The organism is Mesorhizobium sp. B1-1-1 (genome assembly GCF_006442955.1).
Lineage (GTDB): Bacteria > Pseudomonadota > Alphaproteobacteria > Rhizobiales > Rhizobiaceae > Mesorhizobium.
In genome coordinates this window covers 78873-101657 of record NZ_VFWW01000002.1, presented here as the reverse complement: position 1 = coordinate 101657, position 22785 = coordinate 78873, and the positions used below count along the sequence as shown (strand labels likewise).

Here is a 22785-nt window from a genome sequence, read left to right as displayed (position 1 = left end):
TATTTTGAAAGAAGATTTGCGGGAAGCTAGCTGGCCAAGCCGCGCGATATCGCGCCCTGGCCAGCTAGGGAGAGGTGGTCGGCGTTGTGCCAGGCACTGCCGATTGTGCTCGATGCAGTTGCGGGAGCGCTTCTGTCCATGAACGGGGGGACTGCGTCAAGACAGGCGACAGACACGACAATCACCTCGCAATTTTTCCTCAATCGCCGGAGAGGACACGTCGTGCTGCGCGGAAGTCGGTGCCTGGCTCTGGTTTTCCGATGTGAGGCCGAGACTTGCCGGACTGCATTTTTCCTGTCGGCTTTGAGCTGTGTTACGTTGCCCTTGAACCGGTGGATCGGACCGAGGGGACTAGGGTCCGAAACCCGATTTTCATCCTGTTTGGCTGACACCTCCCATTGTTTTGGGAGCTGTGAACCACCTGGGCATTTCGCGATTCGAAGGCGAACCTTCAACCGCGCCCTAGAGTATTGTTAGGCCCAGGTACTTCCCACCTCCCTTTATAGAACACGGGAAGTCTGTAACCTATGACTGCAAATTGTAAGCTGACAGTTTGGGGCTACTCCGTTCGGATACCGTGTGTTGCCGACGGCAAGGGCCGCGGCACCGATGGCAGCGGCAATCGCCATGCTCAACCGGCGCGTTCGTCTGATCCCCGGCACCCAAGGTCAACGTCACAAGAGTCCGCAAAGTGTGGCCAGGAACATGGAACAACCGCTCTCAGCAGCAGTTGTCCGGTTCAGGAGGCAATATGAGCGCGACGATCGAGTTCTTTCGAACCTGGCTGCAGGAGAATGTCGGAAACCTGGCCGCCGACACGCAAGTCAGCGTCGCGGTGTTGGCCCAGCAATTCGAGCAGGATGCAGACGCCGCAGGATACGGACGCGAGGTTCGCGAAGAAGATATCGGCAACATAGAGGACGCCATCCAGCAGGCCCTCGACAAGGCGAACGCAACCAACGGCCGGCAACCAGTTCCGGAGGAAGATGGCTCGCTTACGCCGATTATCGAAGGTCTTGAGGCTGCGGAGCCTGAGCACTCAGCGTGTTCCGCCGGTGACGGCCGTAAGGAAGAGAGTTGACGAGCGCGTACAGCCGAATACCGGATCGTTAGTCCGGCGTATCGGGGTGGGTCGATCAGCGAGGGAAGTCGCGCACAGGATGATCTTCTTCACGAGCGATACTCATTTCAACGATCCACGCATCCTGAGAATTGACCGGCGGCCATTCAGCTCGCTGGCAACGCATGACGCGGCGCTGATGAGCCTCTGGAACGAGACCGTTGGCTCGGACGACGAGATCTGGCATCTGGGTGATTTTGCCCGCCCAAAGGCCGGCATCGAAAACGTGCTGTCGCAGCTCAATGGGCGCAAGCACCTGATCATCGGCAACAATGACGGAAGCGATGCAACGCTCGCATCCGGCTGGGCCAGCATCCAGCACTATGCGGAACTGGTGGTGGACGGCACCCTCCTCATCCTGTGCCATTATCCGTTCCGGACCTGGAATCAGATGGGCAAGGGATCGGTGAATTTGCACGGCCATTCGCATGGCAAGCTGAAGCCGCTTACTCGCCAGCGTGATGTCGGCGTTGACATGTGGAATTTCCGGCCGGTTTCCCTGCCGATCCTGCTCAGCAAGCACAACCGTCGATCAGGCTGAGCGTGGCCCGTCGCCACGGACCGGCAGTCGTCCTTTATACAGTTCTGGATGTGCTTCGCTCAGCATCAAAGCCGGACAAGAATGAAGATCGATCACGATTTTCCGTTACAGGAACAACAAGGACGGCGCTCCGTTGGGAAAGTGATCGCAACAAGCGATTTAACCAATGGAGGCACTTATGATGAAAACGATCTTGGTCGCATCCGCCCTGTCCTTAGCGCTCGCCACATCCGCCCTGGCCCAAACGAGCGGCTCGGGCAATGCCGGCGGTACCGCAGGCGGCGGCATGAACAACAGCGGCACGAGCGTCAACGGCTCCGGCAGCACCACGGGGACCGTCACAACTGATCCGAATGCGACGAACTCGACCACGACAACACCAAACGGCATGAATGACCGTTGCAAGGACACTGCGGGCAATGACGTCGACACCAATACCGCCAGCGGCACTGCCACCTCGCCGTCCCAAAATTGCAACAAATAGTTCCGCCAGCAGAATTCAGCTCAGGCCCGGCGATGACCCGGGCCTGAGACGTCATCCCGAATCGCAAGGCTGGGCCTATCGAAAGACAGAGTTCATGACCGCTATAGCGTCTTGGAGCACAAAGTCTTGAGCCTCTCAGTCGCACCCGATCGGCAGCGGTTTCGTTTTGCCGGTCAATCTGGCTCCCAGCGTCAGGCTGTTCGGGAAGCCGCTCACGAACGTGTTCATCGCGGCAGCGGACATGGGATGGGAGGCAAGGCGTGCCAACAAGGCAGCCACGCGAATGCGGGTGGCAAATTGGCTGTTCCAGACCTTCGAATAGCGGCGGCCAACAGCAATCCTCGCCGCCCGGTCCCAACGGCCGAACCTGGCCAGTTCGTTGGCTAGCAACCAGCCTGACTGCAGGGCCATCGAGATGCCTTCAGCGATGATGGGATGGGACTCACCGGCGACGTTGCCCACCCGAAATATGTCGTCGGCAAAACGTGGACGAATGCCAGGCCGTATGGGACCTGCGGCGAGCCATTCGCCATCGAGCGTGGCGTTCACGATCGTGGAGGCGACACGGGGACACGAAGCAAGGATATGGGCATGAACAGCTTGGGCTGCCGACGAGACGTTGCCTTTTTCGCGTAGCCTGATCAAGACGTCGCGGCGCATGCAGCACGACAGCGACATTCTGTTCCGGTCGGCCCAGACCATCCCGCCATAGCCGCCCGGAAATGCCAGCAGGGGCATGAGGTCGCGGTCGAGCTCAGCGCCGGTGAAATGAGCCTTGAATCCGAAAAGATCGTGCGGCGCATTGGTTTTCGGCAGGTTCGTCGGAAGCTTTCCTTGTTCCCACGAGCCATGCGCGGCAATCACTACCGGCGCAACGAGAACTCCCTGATCGTGCTTGCTTTCGATCCGAACCATAGCGTTGTCACCATAGGTGGTGATCTCCGCCGCCCGCCAAGGCTGAAACACGTCGGCTCCGGCATCGCGAGCCGCATCCAAAAGCATGCCATCCAGAACGTCGCGCCCGAGCGCGCGTCCAAATGCATCTCCCGCGGCCCGCGGCATGCCTGCATCCGTGCCCGGACCCGATGCAAAAAGTGCAGCTCGCTTGACCTCCGGACCAGCTTTGGCGCGAACCGCGGCGCCTCCGCCCAATCTATCCAACAGATCCAGATTGACCGCGGACATGAATTCCCCGCAAACTTTGCGGCGCGGGAATTCACTTCGCTCGACGATGGCAACGGCGCGCCCCTGGCCGCTCAAAGCCAAGGCCACCGAAGAACCACTTGGCCCGGCGCCTATGACGATGGCGTCGTACATCATGGCAAACCTTCCGAAGCGCGGTCGACGGCAAGGAAGGCATGGGTAAACGGTCCAATTCTGCGTTCTGCACACTGGCGCCTGAAATCCGGGGGCCATAGGCTGGAAAGCTCATCACCCGCAAAACCGGCGCGGACGCTTGCCGGCGCATCGTGCAAAGTCACCTCGTTCGCGCCGATGACATGCAGAAGCGAGCAGGCTCTTAAGGCAATGGCGTTTCGGCTCGGCTCGGTGGCGAGAAACACTGGCGCCAGAGGGCGAATCGCCAAAAACAGGCGTTTCAGGGCTGCGTCCGGAAAATGGTGCAGAAACAAGTTGGCCGACACCACATCGAAGGCGCCTGCTCGGGGGCTTTCGATCCATTCGAAGACATCATCGATGATGGTTTCGACCCGCCAACCAAGTGCGTAGAAATCAGCGAACCGCCTGTCTGAAATGAGGTTGAACTGGTCAAGCATGACCAGGTCGACATCTGTCCAGCGCCGGGCGAGGCGCTTTGCGACGGAAAGCATGAATGCTCCATCGCCGGAACCAATTTCCAAAAATCTGGTCGGGCTTTTGCGCACGCTTGCCTTCAACAGGCTGGCCATGATCGCGCTCTGAAACATCAGTGCGTTTATCCAGGCGAGATCACGCCGCGAACCGACGGCCCTTGGATCGTCGGGAGGCAAATTGTCGAGCAGTTCCCGCTCGATCCGACGATGGTCGAGATCATTGGCCATTCAGGTATCGCCGGCTGTGTGGAACATCATCGTCTCGGTCGTCAGGCCAGGTCCGAATGCCATGGCACAACCCACACGGTCTTCCTTTGTGGCCTCGCGCAGCATTCGCTCGAGTACGAACATGACGGTAGCAGAGGACATGTTTCCGTTTTCACGAAGGACCTCGCGGGAGGTCGACAACGCATCGGAACGGAGATTCAGCGCGCGCTCCACTGCGTCGAGAACGGAGCGGCCGCCCGGGTGGACGGCCCAAAGGTCGATGTCTGAAACGCTCCTGTTTCCCAGAATGCTGCCTATGTCTGTGCCGAGTGCATGGTGGATTGCGGCGGGAACCTCTCCCGACAACACCATGTCGAAACCGTCGTCGTGTATGTTCCAGGTCATGAGGTCGCGGCTGCCGCCATCGACGAGCGCGTGAAAACTATCCAGTCCTATGCCAAAAGGACTGGCGCTTACCGACGCAGCCGAGCAGCCATCGCCCCACAGGCAGAACGAGAGCAGCTTTTCAAGGTCGGAGGTCTCCTTGAGGTGAAGCGTACAGAGTTCGATGCTGACCACCAGAACCCGGGCCTCGGGTTCCGACCGGATGATGTGTCGTGCCTGCTTGAGTGCGTTGATCGCTGCATAGCAACCCATGAAGCCGAGGATTGTGCGCTCGATGGAGGTCGGCAGGTTGCACCGGGCAATTATTTCCAGATCCAGGCCGGGGGCGGAAAACCCCGTGCAGGTGGTGACGATCAAATGTGTGATACGGGTCCTGTCCTGACCATGAAGGAGCTTCTCCACGGCCTGTTCAGCCAGAGCGGGCGCTGTGGCCGCGAACATCTCCATGCGCTTTGCCGTGCCTGGAAACGCGCCGCGTTTGAAAACACCCTCCAAATCGACACTTGGGCCTTCAGGATCATCGGCGGGCGCAAAGCACGAATAACGATGCTCTATTCCGCATCTGTCCGCCATGCGATCAAAGATCGCCCGGCGACGGGGATCTGCCGTCAGCTGGGAACCGGCAAATTGAAGAAAGAAGCGGTGAACGCCATTCTCCGGAACGGCTGCCGCAATCCGGTTGATGAAAGCTTGAGCGGGCATCTTTTCCTCGGCCTACAGCTTTAGGCTGGTGTACCGCGGGCGGTGACTACGAACCCGACCGGGTCGGGACCAGCCCCTGAGAGGTGGTAAACACTCTCATAAACGTTCGGGACAGATGAAAGCTTCCCTCGTCCTCGACGATTTCCAAGGTGCCGGCCAATGGCGGCACCAAGCGCAATTGGAGGCATCCTCGCTGTCGGCGGCGCAGGCGGGCGAGCGTCGAATGTGGCACCGTACCGCAACGGATACCGCATTCGCATCAGGATGGATGGCATCGCGGCCGCCATATAGCCAGACGAGTCATCCATTCCTTGACCGGCCAAGGCCTGGCCAGTCGACGCGATCTCGGTCGGACCGGCCGGTTCCCCGGACCACCAGGGGTATTGTCGAGGCGGCTTAGCTATCATGGCAGCGGGGACAAACCGCTGTCGAATGGCCGTGCGCGGAGATACCCTATTTGACGTTTTTGGCCCCGCCGATCTCCTTGTCCCACTTCTCGAACATGGCAACCAGCGGTTTGGCGTCGAGCGGCGGTTCGATCGGGTTGTCGGCGATCATCGCGGCATATTCGGGCCGGCCGAAACGCTTGATCGTGTCCTGGCTGTCCTGCGGCGCCATCTCTATCGGCACGTCCCTGATCGACGGGCCGGGGTACATGTAGCCGTGATCGTACATGAATGCCTGCTGCTCGGGCTCAAGGATGAAGGCGATCAGTTGCAGGAGAACGCCGAGCTTTTCGTCGGAAACGCCCTTTGGGATAGCCACATAGTTGGCGTCGCTGACCCAGTGGAAGCCCTTCAGGGTCGCAATCTTGTAGTCTTCGGGAACGATGCCGAGATAGCGCGGATTGATGTCCCATCCGGTGGTCGTGGCGATGATGTCGCGCGTGCCGTCACCCAGTTCCTTCATGGTGACGGTCGTGCCGGAGGGATAATAGTCGATGCAGTCGTTCAGTTCCTTGAGATAGGCCCAGGTCTTCTCCCAGCCGTCGATAGGATCCAGCGGATCCTTGTCGCCGAGCAGGTAGGGAAGGCCCATGACGAAGGTTCGGCCGGGGCCGGAATTCGCCGGGCGCGCATACATGAACTTTCCCGGATGCGCCTTGCACCAGGCAAGCAACTCTTCAGCGGTCCCAGGAAGGTCCTTGACCCGATCCGGCGCATATTCCAGGAGCGGGCCTGACGGATACCAGCTATCGACGAAGGCTTGGCCCTTCGCCATCTGCTGCATGGCATAGGCGCCCGGTAGGTAGCGCTCGTCGAGCTTGGGAAACATATCGGCATAGTCAGGCAGGATCTGGGTCCACAATCCCTGGTCGATGCCCGCGGCAAGGGCGTCGTTACCGGTGAGCACGAAATCGATGTCCAACCGGCCTGCCGCCTGCTGGGCCTTGAGCTTGGCGGCAAGTTCGGGCGCGGGCGCCTGCGTGTAAACGAACTTCGAGATCAGTTCCGGATGGGTCTCGGCGAACTTTTCAAGCGCCCGCTGGCTGAGTTGCAGGTCGCCGGCAACGTCGACCACATTGATGACCAGCGGTTCCTTCGGCTTCGGGAACTCCTTGGCAAGCACGAAAACCGGCCTTGCCGCCGCGGCAACGCCAGCACCCAGGATCGTTAGAAGTGCATTGCGTCGGGTTGTCATTGGTGTCTCCTCCCTTTCTAGGTTGCGTGGACGGTTATTCGCCCACGGTGTCCGGCACTTCGCGAAGCAGAGCAGCCGATTGCGGATCGAGAAACAGGTGGCAGTCGGCATGCCTGCGCAAGATACCGGCCGGCACCATCGGCGAGATCGGCGCTTCGACCGTATCGCGCACCGCCTCGGCCTTGCGGCGGTCCGGCACCGCCAGCACGATCAGACCGCTTTTCATGATCTGGTTGACGGTCATGGAGATCGCCCTGTGCGGAACGTCTTCCAGCGTCGGAAACCAGCCTTCGCCGAACTGCTGGCGGCGGCAGCGGTCGTCCAGCGTTACCAGGTGGAACGGTGCGGTCGTCTCGAAGTCCGCGGGCGGATCGTTGAAGGCGAGGTGGCCGTTCTCGCCAATGCCCGCGAAGGTCACATCGATAGGGTGCCGGGCAATCAACGCGCTGATGCGCGCCACCTCGGCACCTGGATCCGGCACGTCCCCGTCGATGAAATGAAAGGCCCCGAGCGACGGCAGCAGCGCGGTGAAGCGCTCCTTGAGATAGCGCCGAAAACTGGCCGGATGCGTATCCGGCATGGCGACATATTCATCGAGGTGAAAGCCGGTGACGCGCGACCAGTCGATGTCATCCCGCTTCACCAGCGCGGCAAGCACCTCGAACTGGCTGGCGCCGGTGGCGACGACGATATTGGCCGCCCCGCGCGCCTCGATCGCGGCGCGGATCGACTGCGCCCCCAGTTCAGCGGCAGCGGCGCCCAGCAGCTTTTTGTCCGGTTTCACGTAAATTCGCATGATCACTCCGAGGTTGTAAGTCGATCGAGCCCCGCCGTTTCTCGCTGCGAGCACGGGGCCTGGGTTGTCGCCCTGATGACGAATTCGGTGACGAGATTGATGCGCTTGTGAGCGAGCGGCTTGCCTTGCAGCATAGCGACGAGAAGCTCGACCGCCTGCCTGCCGGCCTCCGCGCAATGGGTTGCGATGGACGTCAGGGGCGGGAAAAGGGTCGGCGCCAGTATGCCGTCGCAGCCGATCACGCTGTAGTCGCCCGGCACCGACAGGCCGCGCGCGGCAAGCCCGGCCATGATGCCTTGCGCCATGACATCGTCGAATGCGAGTACGGCGGTCGCGGCCGTCAGGACGAGTTCATCGACGCAGGCCTGGCCGGCCTCGAAGCTTGGCCGCGAGGTCGGAACCCGTACAATCTCAACCCCAAGCTCGGCGGCCCTCCTGGTCACGGTGCCGTAGCGCTGGCTGTTCGACCAGGAGAATGCCGGCCCGGAAACATAGGCGATCGATCTATGGCCCAGCGAAACCAGATGCTCCAGCGCCTGCCCATAGCTTGGCCCGCTATCGACCAGAAGCCGTACCATGCCGGGAATGTCGCGGTTGACGAGGACGCAAGGCCGCCTCCGCGCATGTTCAAGGATCTGTTTCGTGTGCAGGCGCGAAGAGGCGATGATGAAACCTTCTACCTGCGCCGACAGCTTGGTCAGGAGAATGTCTTCCACTTCCGGCGTCTCGTCAGAATCGCCGATAAACGTCGCATAGCCACAGTCGCGGGCCGTCGCCTGCCCCCCACGCATCAACGCCGCGAAGAACGGGTTGGTGATGTCGGGCACGATCAGCGCGATATTGCCCATCCGGCCGGTGCTTAGTGCGCGCGCGGCATGGTTGGGGACATAGCCGAGTCTTGCGGCGACCGAGTGAACCCGCGCGACCGTCTCGCGACTGAGAAGCTCCGGCCGGCTGAAAGCACGCGAAACCGTAGCCGAAGAGACGTTGGCTGCGTCCGCCACCTCGCTCAGCGTCGGTGCTGAAGATGAATTGTTCCGCCTTCGGTCAGGCATGCGCGCCCCTAATGCAAGCGCTTGCATGAAAGCGCTTGCACGAAGTCGTGTCAAGGATTGATTGGCCTAGAACAGGTCGGATAATCGGACTGTCCCCCGAGGCAGTCCTCCACAGGCGGAAACCGACCTAATGCCGATCGACGTCAGGGATAGGGCAGAATCGGCGCAGGCCGACCGAAGCCGCGCCGATCACGGTAGGCATTGCCGCGCTGTCAACCCTTCGACTGGAGCGCGTGGATCACGCCGCGCAGTTCCGCCAGACCGCGCAGGCGGCCTATCGCCGGATAGCCCGGATTCACCGTTTTTGTGAGATCATCCAGCATGCGGTGGCCGTGGTCGGAGCGGAAGACGATGGTGTCGTGCGGTTCCCGTTTGCCGTCTTCGGCCAACAATTCGCGCAGTACCGCAACCATGTCCACGTCGCCGTCCAGATGCGCCGCTTCATGGAAGGTGCGGCCATCGCCTTCGCGCTTGGTCGCCCGCAAATGCGCGAAGGGGATGCGCGACGCGAAGTGCTTCGCCATCGCCGGAAGATCGTTGTCGGCGCGCACGCCAAGGCTTCCGGTGCAAAAGCACATGCCGACGGCCGGCGACGGAACTGCCTCGAAGAGCGCGTTGTAGTCGGCGGCGGTCGAGGCCACCCGCGGCAGACCAAAGAGGGAGCGGGGCGGATCGTCCGGATGCAGCGCAAGCCGGACGCCGCTGCTCTCTGCGGCGGGCGCGATCGCCGCCAGGAATTCGGTGAGATGGTGGCGCAGCCGGGCGGCATCGATGCCCGCATAACGCTCCAGCCGGTCGCGAAACTGCGGGACCGTCAACGGCTCCGTGGTCGAGCCCGGCAGCGCACTGGCGATGTTGGCGACGAGGGTCGCGGCCTCCTCTTCGCTCATCGCCTCGAAAACAGCTTTCGCCCGCTCGCGGTCCTCGTTCGAATAATCGGCTTCGGCTCCCCTGCGCTGCAGGATGTGGAGGTCGAAGGCTGCAAACCGGTCCTGGTCGAAACGCATCGCGGTCGCGCCGCTTGGCAGTTCGTAATCGAGATCGGTGCGGGTCCAGTCCACCAGGGGCATGAAATTGAAACAGATGATATGGATGCCGTTGGCCGCAACCGCTTCCATGCTGGCGATCCAGGCCTCGATCTCGGCTTTCGCCTCGCCGCCGTGGCGCTTGACAGCGTCAGGGACCGGTATGCTTTCAACGACCGACCAGACAAGCGGCGAGCGGTCGGACGGCGTATCCTCGATCATCGCCTTGCGCGTCGCCACCTCCGCCTTCGTCCAGGCACGCCCGATCGGGACTTCGTGCAACGCCGATACGATATCGGTGGCGCCGGCCTGACGCACGGCATCGAGCGGAACCCCCGCATCCGGCCCAAACCATCTCCATGCCTCGCGCATTCGTCATTTCTCCAACTATTTCAGGGCTGGTCGGCTCAAATAAACCAGTCGGGGTAGGCGTCGCGCAGTTGCTCGACATCGGGAATGACAGCGCCCAGATGGATTCGCATGGCCTCGCAGGCAGCCTTAACGTCATGCGCCGCTATAGCGTTGCGGATGACCGTATGCTCGCCAATCACATGGTCCATGCGGCCGAGCGCGGGCAGCGTCATGCGTCGCGCCCGGTCGATCTGCACCTTGACCGGCTTCAGATAGTTCCAGATGCCGGAATAGCTGGCTATTCGGGCAATCGCCTCGTGAAAGGCCTCGTCGGCCTCGTGAAAGCCGTTCATGTCCTGTCGTTCGGCAAGGAACCGCTGCCGCGCCAATATGTCGTCGAGCTTTCCCACATCGTTGCCGTTTGCGCATTGCGCGGCCTTTTCGACCGTGGCGCCTTCCAGCGCCTTACGGATGACGACGGCTTCGGGAATGAGCGAGATCGGTATCGGCGCGACGAAGGTTCCCGACTGAGGATAGATATTGACCAGCCCGTCTTCGACCAGGCGAATCAACGCCTCGCGCACCGGCGTGCGGCTGACACCGAAACGCTCGGTCAGCACCTTTTCATTCAAGGCGTTGCCGGGCTTAAGCTGCATGGATACGATCGCCTCGTGCAGTTCGCGGTATACTGCGGACGCAGCCGTCGTACGCACGATGCCCGGCCGACGCATCTTCGTTCGAACGGGGGCGGCGTCGCGGTCGGAGCCCGCAATGCCCGCATGCGCCTTTGCTGATGTCATTTCTCAATCCCCGATCTTCAATCAGTTGACATATTAATATATTATTCCTTACTGTTCGCCAATATCGGAACGCCGCTTCATCCCAAATTATGATCGCGCGCATTCAATCGCCCCTCCCTTCCGAACGCCGCTTTCGCGGCTCGACCGCAAGGATTTTGCAATGCCGCTCCATCCCGACAGGCTTTTTTCGCCTGACCCTACCGTCCGTTCCATCGCCAGGCGCCTCTATGAAGGCGTGCGTGCCTTGCCGATCATCTCCCCGCACGGCCATACCGAGCCGGATTGGTATGCGTATGACCTGCCGTTCCCGGATCCGGCCACGCTGTTCGTCAAGCCCGACCACTACATTTTGCGCATGTTCTATTCCCAGGGAATGCGCATGGAAGATTTCGGCGTCCCGCGGCTGGATGGGGGGCCGATCGAAACCGATCCTCGCAAGATCTGGCGCCGCTTCGCCGAGAACTACGCCCTTTTCCGCGGCACGCCGACGCGGCTGTGGTTCGAGCATTCGCTGGCAACGGTCTTCGGAATCGAAGAGCGGCTCGGCGCGAAGAATGCCGACCTTCTTTATGACCGCATCGCCGAACAGCTCGAGCGGCCGGAGATGCGCCCGCGCGCGCTCTACAAGCGTTTCAACATCGAAGCCATCTCAACGACGGACGCCGCCACCGATGCGCTTGCCGCGCATGATGCGATCAAGGCTTCCGGATGGGACGGCCGGGTTGTGCCAGCCTACCGGCCAGACGCCGTCGTCGACCCTTCGCGCAAGGGTTTCCATGCCGAGGTGGAGCGGTTCCTGGCGTTGGCCGGAACGCCGGCCAGCTATCCCGGCTATCTTGAGGCGCACCGAATCCGCCGTGCATATTTCAAGCAGCGCGGCGCGACGTCCACCGACCACGGCCATCCGAATGCCCGCACCGCCGACCTGTCGAAGGCGGAAGCAACGGCTCTGTTCAACCGGGTGCTGAAGGCCGATGTTTCGCCCGAGCATGCCGACCTGTTCCGCGCGCAAATGCTGACCGAAATGGCGCGCATGAGCGTCGAGGACGGCCTGGTCATGCAAATCCATCCCGGCTCTTTCCGCAACCACAACCCGCAGATTTTCGCCGAGTTCGGCTTCGACAAGGGCGCAGACATTCCCACCGGCACCGATTATGTCCACGACCTCAAGCCGCTCCTCGACGCGTTCGGCAACGACACGCGCCTGACATTGATCCTGTTCACACTGGACGAGACGGCCTATGGGCGCGAGCTTGCGCCGCTTGCCGGGCATTATCCGGCGCTGCGCCTCGGCCCGCCCTGGTGGTTTTTCGACAGCCCCGAAGGCATGTACCGGTTTCGCAAGCTTACCACGGAGACAGCCGGCTTCTATAACACGGTGGGCTTCAACGACGACACCCGTGCCTTCTGTTCGATCCCCGCGCGGCACGACATGGCGCGCCGCGTCGACTGCAATTTTCTCGCGGAATTGGTGGCTGACCACCGGCTCGACGAGGACGAGGCGCAGGAAGTGGCGCACGATCTCGCCTACCGCCTGGCCAAGAAAGCCTATAGGCTCTGACCATGGCGCAGCGGCTTTCCAATCGGACCTGGGTGACCTGCCGGCCGGGATCGGGCGCGCGGACCGCAAAGATCGGCTTGGCTGCCCAACTGGCCGCCGTCTTCCTGCGGCTGAAGCAGGTCCTCGGCACCGATCTCCCGGCCGAGCCCATTTCGCAAGCCTGGGAACCGTATTGACCGATCTTTTGAACGACGGCGCCGCAGCCACCGTGGCATGATTGGCGCAGCGGTTCATGCACGGAGCAGAAAGCGGTTGTTTTTGATGACTGGTAGATTAATATATCAAAATTGAAATCCTGCCGGACAAGACAGGACCAGCGGAGGAGATGAAGATGATCAAGATCACTCGGCGACAGGCGGTCGGCGGATTAGCCGGCATGGCGGCGCTTCCGGTTGCGCGCGCGTTTGCCCAGACCGCCAAGCTGCCGACCGCGCCCGTCACCATCAATATCGTCGATGTCGCCGGCAATCTGGCGCTAACCCAGAAGGCGATCGAGAATTACAAGACGGCCAAGCCGGAACTGATCTCGAACATCGTCTTCACCAAGGCGCCCGCCCCCGAGCTTCCCGGCAAGATCAAGGCGCAGCAGGCGGCGAACCGCGTCGATATCGACCTCGTGCTTACCGGAACGGATGCGCTGTCGGCAGGCCTCGAGATGGACCTGTGGGTCAAGCTGCTTCCTGACGATTCGGGCGCCTTGCCGAAGCTGGCCGATATCTATCAGGAGCCGGCAGCGCGGATGCAGACGCTGGCCAAGGACCACGGCGTCGTCGTCACCTACTACCCGTCCGGGCCGCTGCTCGAATACATGCCCGACAAGGTCAAGACGGTGCCGACCACGGCGGAGGAGCTTCTGGCGTGGGCCAAGGAGAACCCGAACCGGTTCCTCTATGCGCGCCCGGCCAATTCCGGCCCCGGCCGCACCTTCCTGATGGGTCTTCCCTATCTGCTCGGCGACAGCGATCCGAAGGATCCGGTCAAGGGCTGGGACAAGACCTGGGCCTATCTTAAGGAACTGCACAAATACATCGAATATTATCCGACCGGCACCGGTGCGCTGATGAAGGAACTCGGCGAAGGCACGCGCGACATGACGGTGTCGACGACTGGCTGGGACATCAACCCGCGCGTTCTCGGCGTCGTGCCGAAGGAAGCCAAGGTTGGGGCGCTGAAAGGCTTCCATTGGGTCGCCGACGCCCATTACATGTGCGTGCCGAAAGGGGTCAGCGACGAAAAACTCGCCGTGCTCAAGGATCTGATGGCATTCCTGCTGACGCCTAAACAGCAGGCCTATACCTATGACGAGGGCTATTTCTATCCGGGCCCGGCGGCCAAGGATGTCACCCTCGACATGGCGCCGCAGGAAAGCCAGAATGCGATCGCCGAATTCGGCCGCACCGAATATGCCGACCTGATCGCCAACAACCCGATCGAACTGCCGCTGGAGCCCGCTTCGATGGTAACGGCATTCCGAATCTGGGACGAACAGGTCGCCGCCGCCGCGAAATGACAAACTTTTGAGTTTCAGCGCATAATAGGAACCGGGCATGCCGCCCGGTTCGCCTACAACAATGGGGCTACGAACGGATGCTGCTCGCCTCGTCGAAATTCGACGAACTCCGCCTCGATCATATGAGTCGAAAATTCGGCAGTATGAGCGCGCTGAGTGACGTTTCGCTGACCGTGCGCAAGGGGGAATTCATCGCCCTGCTCGGACCTTCGGGCTGCGGCAAGTCGACCGCACTGAACTGCATCGCCGGACTGCTTTCCACCACGGGCGGCAGCATCTATCTCGACGACAAGCGCATCGACCAGCTTAAGCCGGAAGACCGCGGCTTCGGCATGGTCTTCCAGAACTATGCGCTGTTCCCGCATATGACCGTCAAAGCCAATATCGGCTTCGGCCTGAAAATGCGCGGCACGCCCAAGGCCGAGATCACGCAGCGCGTCGACGAGGCGCTGGGGCTGGTGCGGCTGGAAACGCAGGGCCACAAGCTGCCGGGTCAACTGTCAGGCGGTCAGCAGCAGCGGGTCGCCATCGCCCGCGCCATCGTCATCGAGCCGCCGCTGGTGCTGATGGACGAGCCGCTCTCCAACCTCGACGCGAAGTTGCGCATCGAGATGCGTGCGGAAATCCGGCGCATCCACAACCAGCTCGGGGCCACCACCCTTTATGTGACGCATGACCAGGATGAGGCCTTGTCGCTTGCCGACCGCATAGTCGTGCTGCGCGATGGCCGAATCCGGCAGGTCGGCGCTCCGCGGGACCTCTATGAGAGCCCGGACCATCTCGACGTCGCCGAATTCATGGGCTACCGCAACCGGCTAACCGGCAAGGTCACCCGGCGCGACGGCGACATTGCCACGGTCGAGGTCGGCGGCGTCAGCCTTTCGGGCAGAGTGCGCGACGATCTCGCGGTTGGCGCGCACGCCGTGATCGCCGCCAGGCCGGATGATGTCACCGTGAGCGACAAGGGCATTGGGACGCTCGATGCGAAGGTCGAAACCATCGAGTATCGCGGCCGGGAATTCGTCGGCACGGCACGCACCGAGGGCGGCCTCGAGCTGATTTTCCATGCCAGCCAGGCCGCGTCGGTCGGGAACACGGTTTCGCTCTCGATCGATTCTGCCCATGCCCTGATCTACGCGGCCTGAGGATGGCGATGTCGACGCTCGATCATACGCCCTCTCCTTCTCTGCGCCAGCGGCTGGCCTTGCACGGGATCGACGGCGTCACCCTTCTGGTGCTTCCGGCCGCCTTGTTTACGCTGGCGATCTTCGTCTATCCCTTTGTCTACGGCCTGCTCCTGTCCTTCCAGCCGAAGGAAGGGGGGCTCCTCGCCAACTACCAGCGTTTCTTCTCCGACCCGTTCCTTTACAACACCATTGCCACAACGCTGTGGCTGGCGGTGCCGGTCACCGTTATCAGCCTGGCGCTGGCGCTGCCCATCGCCTTTCGCGTTCGCCTGATGACGCACCAGCGTATGCTGACCACCATCCTCGTGCTGCCGGTAACGCTCGGCACGGTGCTGGTGGCGGAAGGCCTGCTCAACTATCTGGGACCGCAGGGCTGGTTCAGCCGCACGCTGATGTTGTTCGGCGTCATCAGCAGTCCCGTGAAACTCACCAACAATTACTGGGGTGTTTTCGCGTCGCTGATCATCACCGGTTTCCCGTTCACGTTCCTGTTGACGCTTTCCTATGTGACAGGCATCGATCCGGCACTGGAACAGGCAGCGGCGACCCACGGCGCGCGCTCCTGGCAGCGGTTCCGCTATGTGTTCCTGCCGCTGCTGATCCCCGGCCTGGCCATCGCCTTCCTGCTTTCGTTCGTACAGGCCTTCGCCGTCTTTCCGTCGGCGGTTCTGCTCGGTGCGCCGGCCGGGCCGACCCGCGTGATCTCGATTGCGGCCTACCAGGCCGCCTTCGAGCAATATGACTACTCGATGGCCTCGGCAATCGCGATGATCATGGCCGGTGTGCAGTTGGTCATCGTCGTCGCCATCCTGATGCTGCGCAACCTGTTCTATCGCGGCAGCACCGCAGGCGGAAAGGGCTGACATGATCCGCGACACAACCATCGCCGCCAAGCTCTGGATCACCGCCATCTGGGTGGTGGTGGGTTTCTTCGTACTCAACCTCGCGGCGATGATTGCCACGGTCATCCTGTCGTCCTTCGGCACGCGCTGGCTGGGCACATGGATTCCTGCCGGCTTCACCACCCGCTGGTATTTCGCCGCCTGGGCGGAATTCCAGCTCCACGATATCCTGATCGTAACCTTCCAGATCGCCTTCACCGTGGTCGCGCTTTCAGGCCTGCTCGGCGTGACGGCGGCCTATGCGCTGGCGCGGCGCGATTTTCCCGGCAAGAAGCTGGTCATGCTTCTGTTCCTGCTGCCGCTTCTGGTCCCGCCGATCACCTTCGGCATTCCGCTGGCTACCGTGCTCTACCAATCGGGGGTCGGTGGCACCTTCTGGGGCGTGGTGCTGGCCAATCTCGTGCCGACGGTTCCTTTCGTCATCCTGGTGATGATCCCCTTCATCGAGCAGATCGATCCCAAGATCGAGGCGGCCGCGCGTGTCTTCGGCGCCAACACGTTCCAGCTCTTTCTCCATGTTCTGCTGCCGATGCTGATGCCGGGCATCTTGGCGGCGCTGCTGCTGGTGCTGGTGCGTACCATCGGCATGTTCGAACTGACCTTCCTGACAGCCGGGCCGACCAGCCAGACGCTCGTCGTGGCGCTGTACTATTCGGTCTTCGCCTCGGGCGTTCGCGCGGTGCAGTCGATCGACGCGATGGCGGTGGTGTATATGATAACGACGCTGGTCTGGCTGCTGATCGCATTGCGCTTCGTCAATCCGACGCAGATTGTAGCGCGGGCAAAGCAGCAGCCCGCCTCCGCCTGAAACAGGCTTTTCTTTCCGCCGCATGATGGCGGCGGAAAGCCACTCTCCAGGAATCCTGGAGCGTTCGAGGTTCGAAGGAAGCGCTCTTATACGGGTTGGTTGCTGGCCGGATCCGCACGGATGAGGGCTGCGATCAGGCGCTGTGTCTGGAGCGCCTCCTCACCCGTCACGACCGGATCGCGGTCTTGCGAAATCGCATCGGCGAAATCGTCAATCAGCGCACGATGCGCGTCGTGGGGGAAGTCCATGATGGCTGCGCCGCTGCCTGTCTTCCCCTCCGCCTCGACGCGCTCTTCGCGCCCGTCGAGCCAGTCGACGCTCAGCGCCCCGCCGGTCAGCGTGGCCGTGCCGAGCGAGCCGACAATCTCCATGGTTTCAGGCGAGCCCGGATAGGCCGCCGTCGTGGCGAGCAGCGAGGCCGGTGAGCCGTTGCCGAGCCGCATCAGGGCGGTGACATAATCCTCAGCCTCCATCCGGTGCAGGCCGGTCGTCCGCACCTGCGAAGCCAACACCTCTACCTCTCCCAGCAGAGAGCGGAAAAGGTCGATGGCGTGGATGGCCTGCGACAACAGCACGCCGCCCCCGTCCCGCGCGAAGCTGCCGCGGCCGCCGGTGTCGTAGTAGGCCTGCGGCCGCCACCACGGAACCCGAAGACTGGCCGCCTCCACCGTGCCGATGGCGCCGGAAGCCAGCAGTTGGCGCAGCCGCAGGCTGGCCGGCCGGAAACGGTGCTGCAGGACGACGCCGAGGCGCAGGCCGGCCCCGCGGGCCAGCGTGACCAGCTTCTCGGCGCGCGCCAGCGTCGTTTCGAGCGGCTTTTCGACGAGCACGTGCTTGCCGGCGGCAAGGGCCAGCTCGGCCACCGCCAGATGCGCGTTGGCCGGCGTCAGCACCATTACCGCCTGAACCTCGGGATCGGCAATCGCGGCCGCAATATCGGTCGTCACGGGAAAGGAAAACTGGTCGGCAAAGGCTTCTGCCGTCGCCTGGCTGCGGCTGGCCGCCCATTTCACCTCGATCCTGCCCGCAAGATCGACGAGGCTCTTCGCATGCGGCAACGCCGCCGGACCCAAGCCGATCATGGCGACACGTAGCCTGCTCATCGCGCGTTCCTTTCCTGCCCCGTCACGACGACCGCCGCCGCCTGCGCCTCGAGCGCCAGCCGGCAGACCGTGAAGACATGCTCCTGCGTCATCGCCGTTTCGGTACGCTCGCGCACATCGGCAAGCAGGCGCTCGAAATAGGATATCTTTTCACCCGACGCATCGAAATGGCGCGTGCCTTGGCCATCGACGAGAAATACGTGGTCCGTGCCAGGTTTGCCGGCTATGTCGACATATTTCCTAAGCTCGATCGTGCCCTTGGTGCCGAGCAGGACGAGCCGTCCATCCCCCCAGGTCGGCAGCCCGTCGGCGGTGAACCAGTCGACGCGGATATAGCCGCTCGCTTTGTCTCCCCGCAGGAGGATGTCGCCGAAATCCTGGAATGCCGGAATGTCAGGAGCGCCAAAATGGCCGACCGCACTTGAAACGACATTCGCGTCGGCGCAGCCAGTATAGAACAGGAACTGATCAATTTGGTGCGAGGCGATATCGACCAGGATGCCGCCGTAATTCACGGGATCGAAAAACCACGCCGGGCGTAGCGCACGGTTGAGCCGGTGCGGCCCCAGGCCCGTCACATGGATGACCTCGCCGATGGCGCCGTCCATCGCCAGTTGCGTCGCCAGCGTCGAGGCTCGGGTCAGGAGGCGCTCCGAAAAGCAGATCGAAAAGATGCGTCCCGTCTCACGCACGGTCTGCCGCACGGCGGCAAGCTGCTCGAACGTGGTCAGGCCGGGCTTGTCCGCAAGCACGTCCTTGCCATGCCACATGGCCTCGACGGCAATGGCGGCCCGGTCGGAGGGGACAGCCGCGGTAACGACGAGGTCGATGGCGGGATCCTCGATCAGGCGCCGTCGTTCGACCGGCGCGATCCGTGGAAAACGCTCGGCGATGCCGGCGGCAACCTTGGGATCGGTCGTCGCGGGATCGTAGCCGGCGCACTCGGCGCCGGCATCCAGAAGCCCACCGATCAGGTCATAGACGTGACGATGATCGATGCCGATCACGGCAAATCGCATTGGTCCGCTATTTCATCTTGTTGGCACCGACCTCGCGGTCCCATTTCTCGAAGGCGGCGACCAGTGCTTCCGGCTTTAACGGCGCTTCGACCGGGAACTTCCTGATCAGCTCTTCATATTGTGGGCGGCCGAACTCTGCGATGGCGTCCTGGCTTTCCTGCGGCGCGGCGCTGAGTGGTACCCCCTTGACCGCCGGACCGGGATAGAAATAGCCCTTGTCGTAGGTATAGGCCTGCTGCGCGGGTTCGAGCATGAAGGCCATGAGCTTGACCAGAACCGCGACCTTTTCCTCCGCGACGCCCTTGGGAATGCACATGAACTGCGTATCGGGCACCCAATGCGTGCCTTCGAGCGCAAACGTCTCGATCTCCTTCGGCACGATGCCCAACACACGCGGGTTGATGTCCCAGCCGAAGGTGGAAACGATCATGTCGCGGGTGCCCTCGGCCAGCTCCTTCATCGTCACCGTGGTGCCGGAGGGATAGTAATCGATGCCTTCATCCAGCGCCTTCAGATAGGCCCAGGTCTTCTCCCAGCCATTGATGGGATCGGAAGGATTCTTGTCGCCGAGGATGTAGGGCATGGCCATCAGGAAGGTCCAGCCCGGTCCCGAATTGACCGGCCGCGCATAGCAGAATTTGCCGGGATTGGCCTTCACCCACGCCAGCAGTTCGTCGGTGTTCCTGGGGATGGTCTTGACCCTGTCCGGCGCATATTCGAAGAGTGGGCCCGATGGCGAATAGACGACGGCGACGCCTTCGTTCTGGCCGAAGTTCTTCTGCATCATCAAGGCGCTGTCGAGATAGACGTCCTCAGCCTTGGGCAGCACAGTGGGGTATTTCGTCCACACGTCGATCCACAGGCCCTGGGTGATGCCGTCCGACATGGCACCCGGACCCGTCAGCACCAGGTCGATGTCGACCCGGTTGGCCGCCTGCTGCGCGGCGAGCTTGGCCGGCAGTTCGGGGGACGGCGCGCGCGAGAACGTGATCTTGGAGACGAGCCCCGGATTTTCCTTGCCGAATTTCTCGATTGCCGCCTGGGTAAGCTGCAGATTGCCCGCGACATCAATGATGTTGAGCGCCACCGGCGAAGTGGGCAGAGCAAGCTCGTCGGCGAATGACCTGCCAAAGGGCAGCGCTGCAAACCCAGCCAATCCGCCAAGCGCCTGGCGGCGTGAAATCGTGAACATCGTCGTCCTCCTCATTTATCTCCTTGAAAGAGCGGCATCTCCGCACTTTCATCCCGGCTCTCCCAGACGAATGATATATTAGTCTATTAGTATCGAATGCAACACAAATGACGCCCCGCTGCGCTGAAGGTCCCGTCGCGGACAGGCCGCGTCAGGCCGGTGCCTGGCATGCTGCACTATCCTAGCGCCAGCCCCTCGACGCGGCCGGCCTTTGGCGAAGCATCAGGATTTCTTTGCGCCGACCAATTCGTCCCACTTTCGGAAGGCGGCGATCATCTTTTCCGGCGGCAGCGGCAGTTCGATCGGGTTGTCGGCGATGAGGCTGGCATACTCGTCCCTGCCGAAACGTTTGACGATGTCCTGGCTGTGCTGCGGCGCCATGGAGACAGGCACGTTCTTCACCGCCGGGCCGGGGTAGAGATAGCCCTCATCGTAGGAATAAGCCTGCGCTTCGCGCGTAAGCAAAAATGCCATCAGATCAAGCACCACGGCGAGCTTGTCGTCGGAAATGCCTTTCGGAACGCACATGAAAAAGGCGTCCGAAACCCAATGGAAGCCCTTGAGCGTGCCGATCCTTGCCGATTCCGGCACGATGCCGAGGGCGCGCGGATTGATGTCCCATCCCGTGGTCGAAATGATGATGTCGCGGCTACCTTCCCCGAATTCCTTCATGGTGACGCCGGTGCCCGCGGGATAATAGTCGATATACTGGCCGATCTCTGCCAGATAGGCCCAGGTCTTCTCCCAGCCGTCGACGGGATCCTGCGGATCCTTGTCGCCGAGCAGGTAGGGGAGACCCATCATGAATGTACGGCCGGGGCCGGAATTGGTGGGCCGCGCATACATGAAGCGGCCCGGATGGGCCTTGGCCCAGGCTAGCAGCTCCTCGACCGAGCCGGGAACCTCCTTCACCCGCTCAGGGGCGTATTCGATCAGCGGGCCGGAAGGATAGTAGTTGACGACAACGCCATATCCCGCGCCCTGCTTCTTGTGCAGGGCCAGTGCGGCCGGTTCGTAATTGTCCTCGATTTTGGGAAACTTGTCGTTGAAATCAGGCAGAATCTTGATCCATGTGCCGTTGGCTAGGCCTGCCGCCAGACCGTCGGAGCCGGTCAGCACCATGTCGATATCGACGCGGTTGGCTTCTTGCTGCGCGCGCAGCTTTCCGGCAAGCTCGGTCACCGGCGCCTTGGTGAAGACGATCCGTTCGGTGCGCTCGGGATATTTCTTGGCGTAGTTTTCGAAGGCCGGCTGCGAAAGCGCCAGCGCGCCGCCCACGTCCATCACCGAAATGACGACCGGCGATGCCGCCAATTTGGGTGATTGCGCCCAGGCCCGCGTCGTGTCGGCGAGGAATGTACCGCCAATGCCGCCAAGGATGGTGCGGCGATTCACCTTGAGTTCACGAGCAGTCATGGTTGTCTTCCTTCCCATTTTGTCGTTTGCCGGTCGTATTCGCGTTCTTCTTCTCCGACGCGCGCATGGGTGATGGTCATGTCGGGCGCCCACTCGATCTCGCTGGCGGGCACGCGAAGGCCATGCGCGTCCAGCGCCGGCTGCAGCAGCGCCATCACATTTGCCGAGGCCATATCGACAGCCTGTGCGAAACCGGCGATGCCCCAGCGCACCAGGTTGCGCACGGCGTCGTCCAGTCGCAGCGCCGACCCGGCGAGCCCGACGCCGCCAGGAACGCGGACCGAGCCATCGGCGCGGCTCTCGACCCGCATTCCGGCAAATTCGTAAGATCCGTGCGGCGCACCGGCCGCCGAAACGGCATCGGTAACCAGGACCGACCGGTCCAGCCCTTTTGCCCGGACCAGCGATTTCAACGCGCCTGGCGGAACGTGAATCCCGTCGGCGATGAATGTCGCGGCGAGACGGTCTTCGGCCAGTTGGGCAAACAGGGTATTGTCCAGTTTCGGCAAGGTTTGCGGCAGCCCGTTGCCGAGATGGGTGGAAAGGACAGCGCCAGCCGCCGCGGCCTGCGCCACGAGCTCAAAACCGCAAGCCGAGTGGCCGATCGAAACAAGAATGTTGTGCCGGTTCATGGCCCGTATGAAAGCAATGCCACCTTCCACTTCGGGAGCCAGCGTCGTCAAAAGGATCGGGCGCTTGAGCAGCGACTGCAGACGCTCAATGAGCGCAGGATCCGCAGCGGTCATCGCCGAGGCGGGATGGCATCCGGAATAACCCGGGGCGGGATTGAGGAACGGACCTTCCAGATGATAGCCGGGGCACATGAGGGGACCGAGGCGGCTTTCGGAGACAGCCTTGTCGAGAGCGCTGAACCGCGCCGACAATTCGTCCGGCCTTGCCGTGATGATCGTCGGCAGGCACGCTGTCACGCCGCACGCCAGGAGGGCCTCCAGCGCTTCGTCGAGTTCCGCCGCCGTCAGGGTCCCCGAGTTGAAATCGACGCCGGCGAAGCCATTGACCTGCATGTCGACCAGACCGGGAGTAATCATGTTGCGGCCGATCGCCAAGATTCCTTACGCGGAGAGTACACGGCTTGATACCGCTTGCAAGCCATTTTTGAATAATGTTATCCAAAAATGCGAAAGGAAA

The 22785-nt window shown here is 62.1% G+C and carries 22 protein-coding genes; 9 read left to right on the top strand and 13 right to left on the bottom strand.

Annotation, left to right across the window (positions count from 1 at the left end):
* Positions 1 to 751 precede the first annotated feature (751 nt).
* The 3 genes from FJ986_RS03550 to FJ986_RS03540 all read left to right on the top strand — a co-directional run bounded on the left by FJ986_RS03550 (position 752) and on the right by FJ986_RS03540 (position 2145).
* Complete coding sequence (locus FJ986_RS03550; protein WP_140567278.1) at positions 752 to 1081, top strand: DUF768 domain-containing protein; 330 nt, start codon at positions 752 to 754, stop codon at positions 1079 to 1081.
* A gap of 79 nt (positions 1082 to 1160) precedes the next feature.
* Positions 1161 to 1661: a metallophosphoesterase family protein gene (locus FJ986_RS03545; protein ID WP_140567322.1), complete on the top strand. Its 501-nt coding sequence runs from the start codon at positions 1161 to 1163 to the stop codon at positions 1659 to 1661.
* A 178-nt stretch (positions 1662 to 1839) separates the two neighbouring features.
* A complete protein-coding gene (locus FJ986_RS03540; RefSeq protein WP_140498458.1) occupies positions 1840 to 2145 on the top strand; it encodes a hypothetical protein in 306 nt (101 codons plus the stop codon).
* A 135-nt stretch (positions 2146 to 2280) separates the two neighbouring features.
* Here FJ986_RS03540 and FJ986_RS03535 read toward each other — a convergent pair whose 3' ends face one another.
* The 8 genes from FJ986_RS03535 to FJ986_RS03500 form a co-directional block, all read right to left on the bottom strand.
* Positions 2281 to 3465 carry an NAD(P)/FAD-dependent oxidoreductase gene (locus FJ986_RS03535; protein ID WP_140673420.1) on the bottom strand — a complete coding sequence of 395 codons (1185 nt, stop codon included), beginning with the start codon at positions 3463 to 3465 and terminating at the stop codon, positions 2281 to 2283.
* A complete protein-coding gene (locus tag FJ986_RS03530) occupies positions 3462 to 4184 on the bottom strand; it encodes a methyltransferase domain-containing protein (RefSeq protein WP_140673418.1) in 723 nt (240 codons plus the stop codon). The genes FJ986_RS03535 and FJ986_RS03530 overlap by 4 nt, the downstream gene beginning before the upstream one ends.
* Positions 4185 to 5270, bottom strand: coding sequence for a type III polyketide synthase (locus tag FJ986_RS03525; protein ID WP_140673416.1), 1086 nt, complete (start codon positions 5268 to 5270; stop codon positions 4185 to 4187). It lies immediately after the preceding gene.
* A gap of 453 nt (positions 5271 to 5723) precedes the next feature.
* On the bottom strand, positions 5724 to 6911 hold the full coding sequence (locus FJ986_RS03520; protein ID WP_140673414.1) for an extracellular solute-binding protein: 1188 nt from the start codon (positions 6909 to 6911) through the stop codon (positions 5724 to 5726).
* Between the two features lie 34 nt (positions 6912 to 6945).
* Complete coding sequence (locus tag FJ986_RS03515) at positions 6946 to 7707, bottom strand: glucosamine-6-phosphate deaminase (protein WP_140633040.1); 762 nt, start codon at positions 7705 to 7707, stop codon at positions 6946 to 6948.
* Positions 7708 to 7709: 2 nt separating this feature from the next.
* Positions 7710 to 8762 (bottom strand): LacI family DNA-binding transcriptional regulator, encoded by a 1053-nt coding sequence (locus tag FJ986_RS03510; RefSeq protein WP_140673412.1) that lies wholly within the window; start codon positions 8760 to 8762, stop codon positions 7710 to 7712.
* Between the two features lie 212 nt (positions 8763 to 8974).
* Complete coding sequence (uxuA, locus tag FJ986_RS03505; protein WP_140561305.1) at positions 8975 to 10159, bottom strand: mannonate dehydratase; 1185 nt, start codon at positions 10157 to 10159, stop codon at positions 8975 to 8977.
* Positions 10160 to 10194: 35 nt separating this feature from the next.
* Positions 10195 to 10869, bottom strand: a complete 675-nt coding sequence (locus tag FJ986_RS03500; RefSeq protein WP_140561383.1) for a GntR family transcriptional regulator — start codon at positions 10867 to 10869, stop codon at positions 10195 to 10197.
* 229 nt (positions 10870 to 11098) lie between these two features.
* On the opposite strand from FJ986_RS03500, the gene uxaC reads away from it, so the two are divergent.
* The 6 genes from uxaC to FJ986_RS03475 all read left to right on the top strand — a co-directional run bounded on the left by uxaC (position 11099) and on the right by FJ986_RS03475 (position 16906).
* Entirely contained in the window at positions 11099 to 12499 is a 1401-nt protein-coding gene (gene uxaC, locus FJ986_RS03495; RefSeq protein WP_140673410.1) for a glucuronate isomerase, read from the top strand.
* 2 nt (positions 12500 to 12501) lie between these two features.
* Entirely contained in the window at positions 12502 to 12675 is a 174-nt protein-coding gene (locus tag FJ986_RS30390; RefSeq protein ID WP_181167349.1) for a hypothetical protein, read from the top strand.
* 158 nt (positions 12676 to 12833) lie between these two features.
* Positions 12834 to 14009, top strand: coding sequence for an extracellular solute-binding protein (locus FJ986_RS03490; RefSeq protein ID WP_140673615.1), 1176 nt, complete (start codon positions 12834 to 12836; stop codon positions 14007 to 14009).
* A gap of 77 nt (positions 14010 to 14086) precedes the next feature.
* Positions 14087 to 15154 (top strand): ABC transporter ATP-binding protein, encoded by a 1068-nt coding sequence (locus FJ986_RS03485; protein WP_140673408.1) that lies wholly within the window; start codon positions 14087 to 14089, stop codon positions 15152 to 15154.
* Positions 15155 to 15162: 8 nt separating this feature from the next.
* A complete protein-coding gene (locus FJ986_RS03480) occupies positions 15163 to 16059 on the top strand; it encodes a sugar ABC transporter permease (RefSeq protein ID WP_140525304.1) in 897 nt (298 codons plus the stop codon).
* A gap of 1 nt (position 16060) precedes the next feature.
* Positions 16061 to 16906, top strand: a complete 846-nt coding sequence (locus tag FJ986_RS03475) for an ABC transporter permease subunit (protein ID WP_140498468.1) — start codon at positions 16061 to 16063, stop codon at positions 16904 to 16906.
* An 86-nt stretch (positions 16907 to 16992) separates the two neighbouring features.
* On the opposite strand, the gene FJ986_RS03470 is transcribed toward FJ986_RS03475, so the two are convergent.
* From FJ986_RS03470 to FJ986_RS03450, 5 genes are all read right to left on the bottom strand, one after another.
* Entirely contained in the window at positions 16993 to 17988 is a 996-nt protein-coding gene (locus FJ986_RS03470) for a Gfo/Idh/MocA family oxidoreductase (protein ID WP_246674203.1), read from the bottom strand.
* Between the two features lie 17 nt (positions 17989 to 18005).
* A complete protein-coding gene (locus FJ986_RS03465) occupies positions 18006 to 19028 on the bottom strand; it encodes a Gfo/Idh/MocA family oxidoreductase (RefSeq protein ID WP_140525302.1) in 1023 nt (340 codons plus the stop codon).
* Between the two features lie 7 nt (positions 19029 to 19035).
* Positions 19036 to 20220: an extracellular solute-binding protein gene (locus FJ986_RS03460; RefSeq protein ID WP_140513467.1), complete on the bottom strand. Its 1185-nt coding sequence runs from the start codon at positions 20218 to 20220 to the stop codon at positions 19036 to 19038.
* Positions 20221 to 20442: 222 nt separating this feature from the next.
* A complete protein-coding gene (locus FJ986_RS03455; protein ID WP_140525301.1) occupies positions 20443 to 21636 on the bottom strand; it encodes an extracellular solute-binding protein in 1194 nt (397 codons plus the stop codon).
* A complete protein-coding gene (locus tag FJ986_RS03450) occupies positions 21633 to 22685 on the bottom strand; it encodes an N-acetylglucosamine-6-phosphate deacetylase (RefSeq protein WP_140525300.1) in 1053 nt (350 codons plus the stop codon). The genes FJ986_RS03455 and FJ986_RS03450 overlap by 4 nt, the downstream gene beginning before the upstream one ends.
* Between the last annotated feature and the right edge of the window lie 100 nt (positions 22686 to 22785).

What these genes read in the sequence shown, in the direction of transcription:
- FJ986_RS03550 (WP_140567278.1), top strand. Translation starts at nt 752, where the DNA reads ATGAGCGCGACGATCGAGTTCTTTCGAACCTGGCTGCAGGAGAATGTC.
- FJ986_RS03545 (WP_140567322.1), top strand. Translation starts at nt 1,161, where the DNA reads ATGATCTTCTTCACGAGCGATACTCATTTCAACGATCCACGCATCCTG.
- FJ986_RS03540 (WP_140498458.1), top strand. Translation starts at nt 1,840, where the DNA reads ATGATGAAAACGATCTTGGTCGCATCCGCCCTGTCCTTAGCGCTCGCC.
- FJ986_RS03535 (WP_140673420.1), bottom strand. Translation starts at nt 3,465, where the DNA reads ATGATGTACGACGCCATCGTCATAGGCGCCGGGCCAAGTGGTTCTTCG.
- FJ986_RS03530 (WP_140673418.1), bottom strand. Translation starts at nt 4,184, where the DNA reads ATGGCCAATGATCTCGACCATCGTCGGATCGAGCGGGAACTGCTCGAC.
- FJ986_RS03525 (WP_140673416.1), bottom strand. Translation starts at nt 5,270, where the DNA reads ATGCCCGCTCAAGCTTTCATCAACCGGATTGCGGCAGCCGTTCCGGAG.
- FJ986_RS03520 (WP_140673414.1), bottom strand. Translation starts at nt 6,911, where the DNA reads ATGACAACCCGACGCAATGCACTTCTAACGATCCTGGGTGCTGGCGTT.
- FJ986_RS03515 (WP_140633040.1), bottom strand. Translation starts at nt 7,707, where the DNA reads ATGCGAATTTACGTGAAACCGGACAAAAAGCTGCTGGGCGCCGCTGCC.
- FJ986_RS03510 (WP_140673412.1), bottom strand. Translation starts at nt 8,762, where the DNA reads ATGCCTGACCGAAGGCGGAACAATTCATCTTCAGCACCGACGCTGAGC.
- uxuA (WP_140561305.1), bottom strand. Translation starts at nt 10,159, where the DNA reads ATGCGCGAGGCATGGAGATGGTTTGGGCCGGATGCGGGGGTTCCGCTC.
- FJ986_RS03500 (WP_140561383.1), bottom strand. Translation starts at nt 10,869, where the DNA reads ATGCGTCGGCCGGGCATCGTGCGTACGACGGCTGCGTCCGCAGTATAC.
- uxaC (WP_140673410.1), top strand. Translation starts at nt 11,099, where the DNA reads ATGCCGCTCCATCCCGACAGGCTTTTTTCGCCTGACCCTACCGTCCGT.
- FJ986_RS30390 (WP_181167349.1), top strand. Translation starts at nt 12,502, where the DNA reads ATGGCGCAGCGGCTTTCCAATCGGACCTGGGTGACCTGCCGGCCGGGA.
- FJ986_RS03485 (WP_140673408.1), top strand. Translation starts at nt 14,087, where the DNA reads ATGCTGCTCGCCTCGTCGAAATTCGACGAACTCCGCCTCGATCATATG.
- FJ986_RS03480 (WP_140525304.1), top strand. Translation starts at nt 15,163, where the DNA reads ATGTCGACGCTCGATCATACGCCCTCTCCTTCTCTGCGCCAGCGGCTG.
- FJ986_RS03475 (WP_140498468.1), top strand. Translation starts at nt 16,061, where the DNA reads ATGATCCGCGACACAACCATCGCCGCCAAGCTCTGGATCACCGCCATC.
- FJ986_RS03470 (WP_246674203.1), bottom strand. Translation starts at nt 17,988, where the DNA reads ATGATCGGCTTGGGTCCGGCGGCGTTGCCGCATGCGAAGAGCCTCGTC.
- FJ986_RS03465 (WP_140525302.1), bottom strand. Translation starts at nt 19,028, where the DNA reads ATGCGATTTGCCGTGATCGGCATCGATCATCGTCACGTCTATGACCTG.
- FJ986_RS03460 (WP_140513467.1), bottom strand. Translation starts at nt 20,220, where the DNA reads ATGTTCACGATTTCACGCCGCCAGGCGCTTGGCGGATTGGCTGGGTTT.
- FJ986_RS03455 (WP_140525301.1), bottom strand. Translation starts at nt 21,636, where the DNA reads ATGACTGCTCGTGAACTCAAGGTGAATCGCCGCACCATCCTTGGCGGC.
- FJ986_RS03450 (WP_140525300.1), bottom strand. Translation starts at nt 22,685, where the DNA reads ATGATTACTCCCGGTCTGGTCGACATGCAGGTCAATGGCTTCGCCGGC.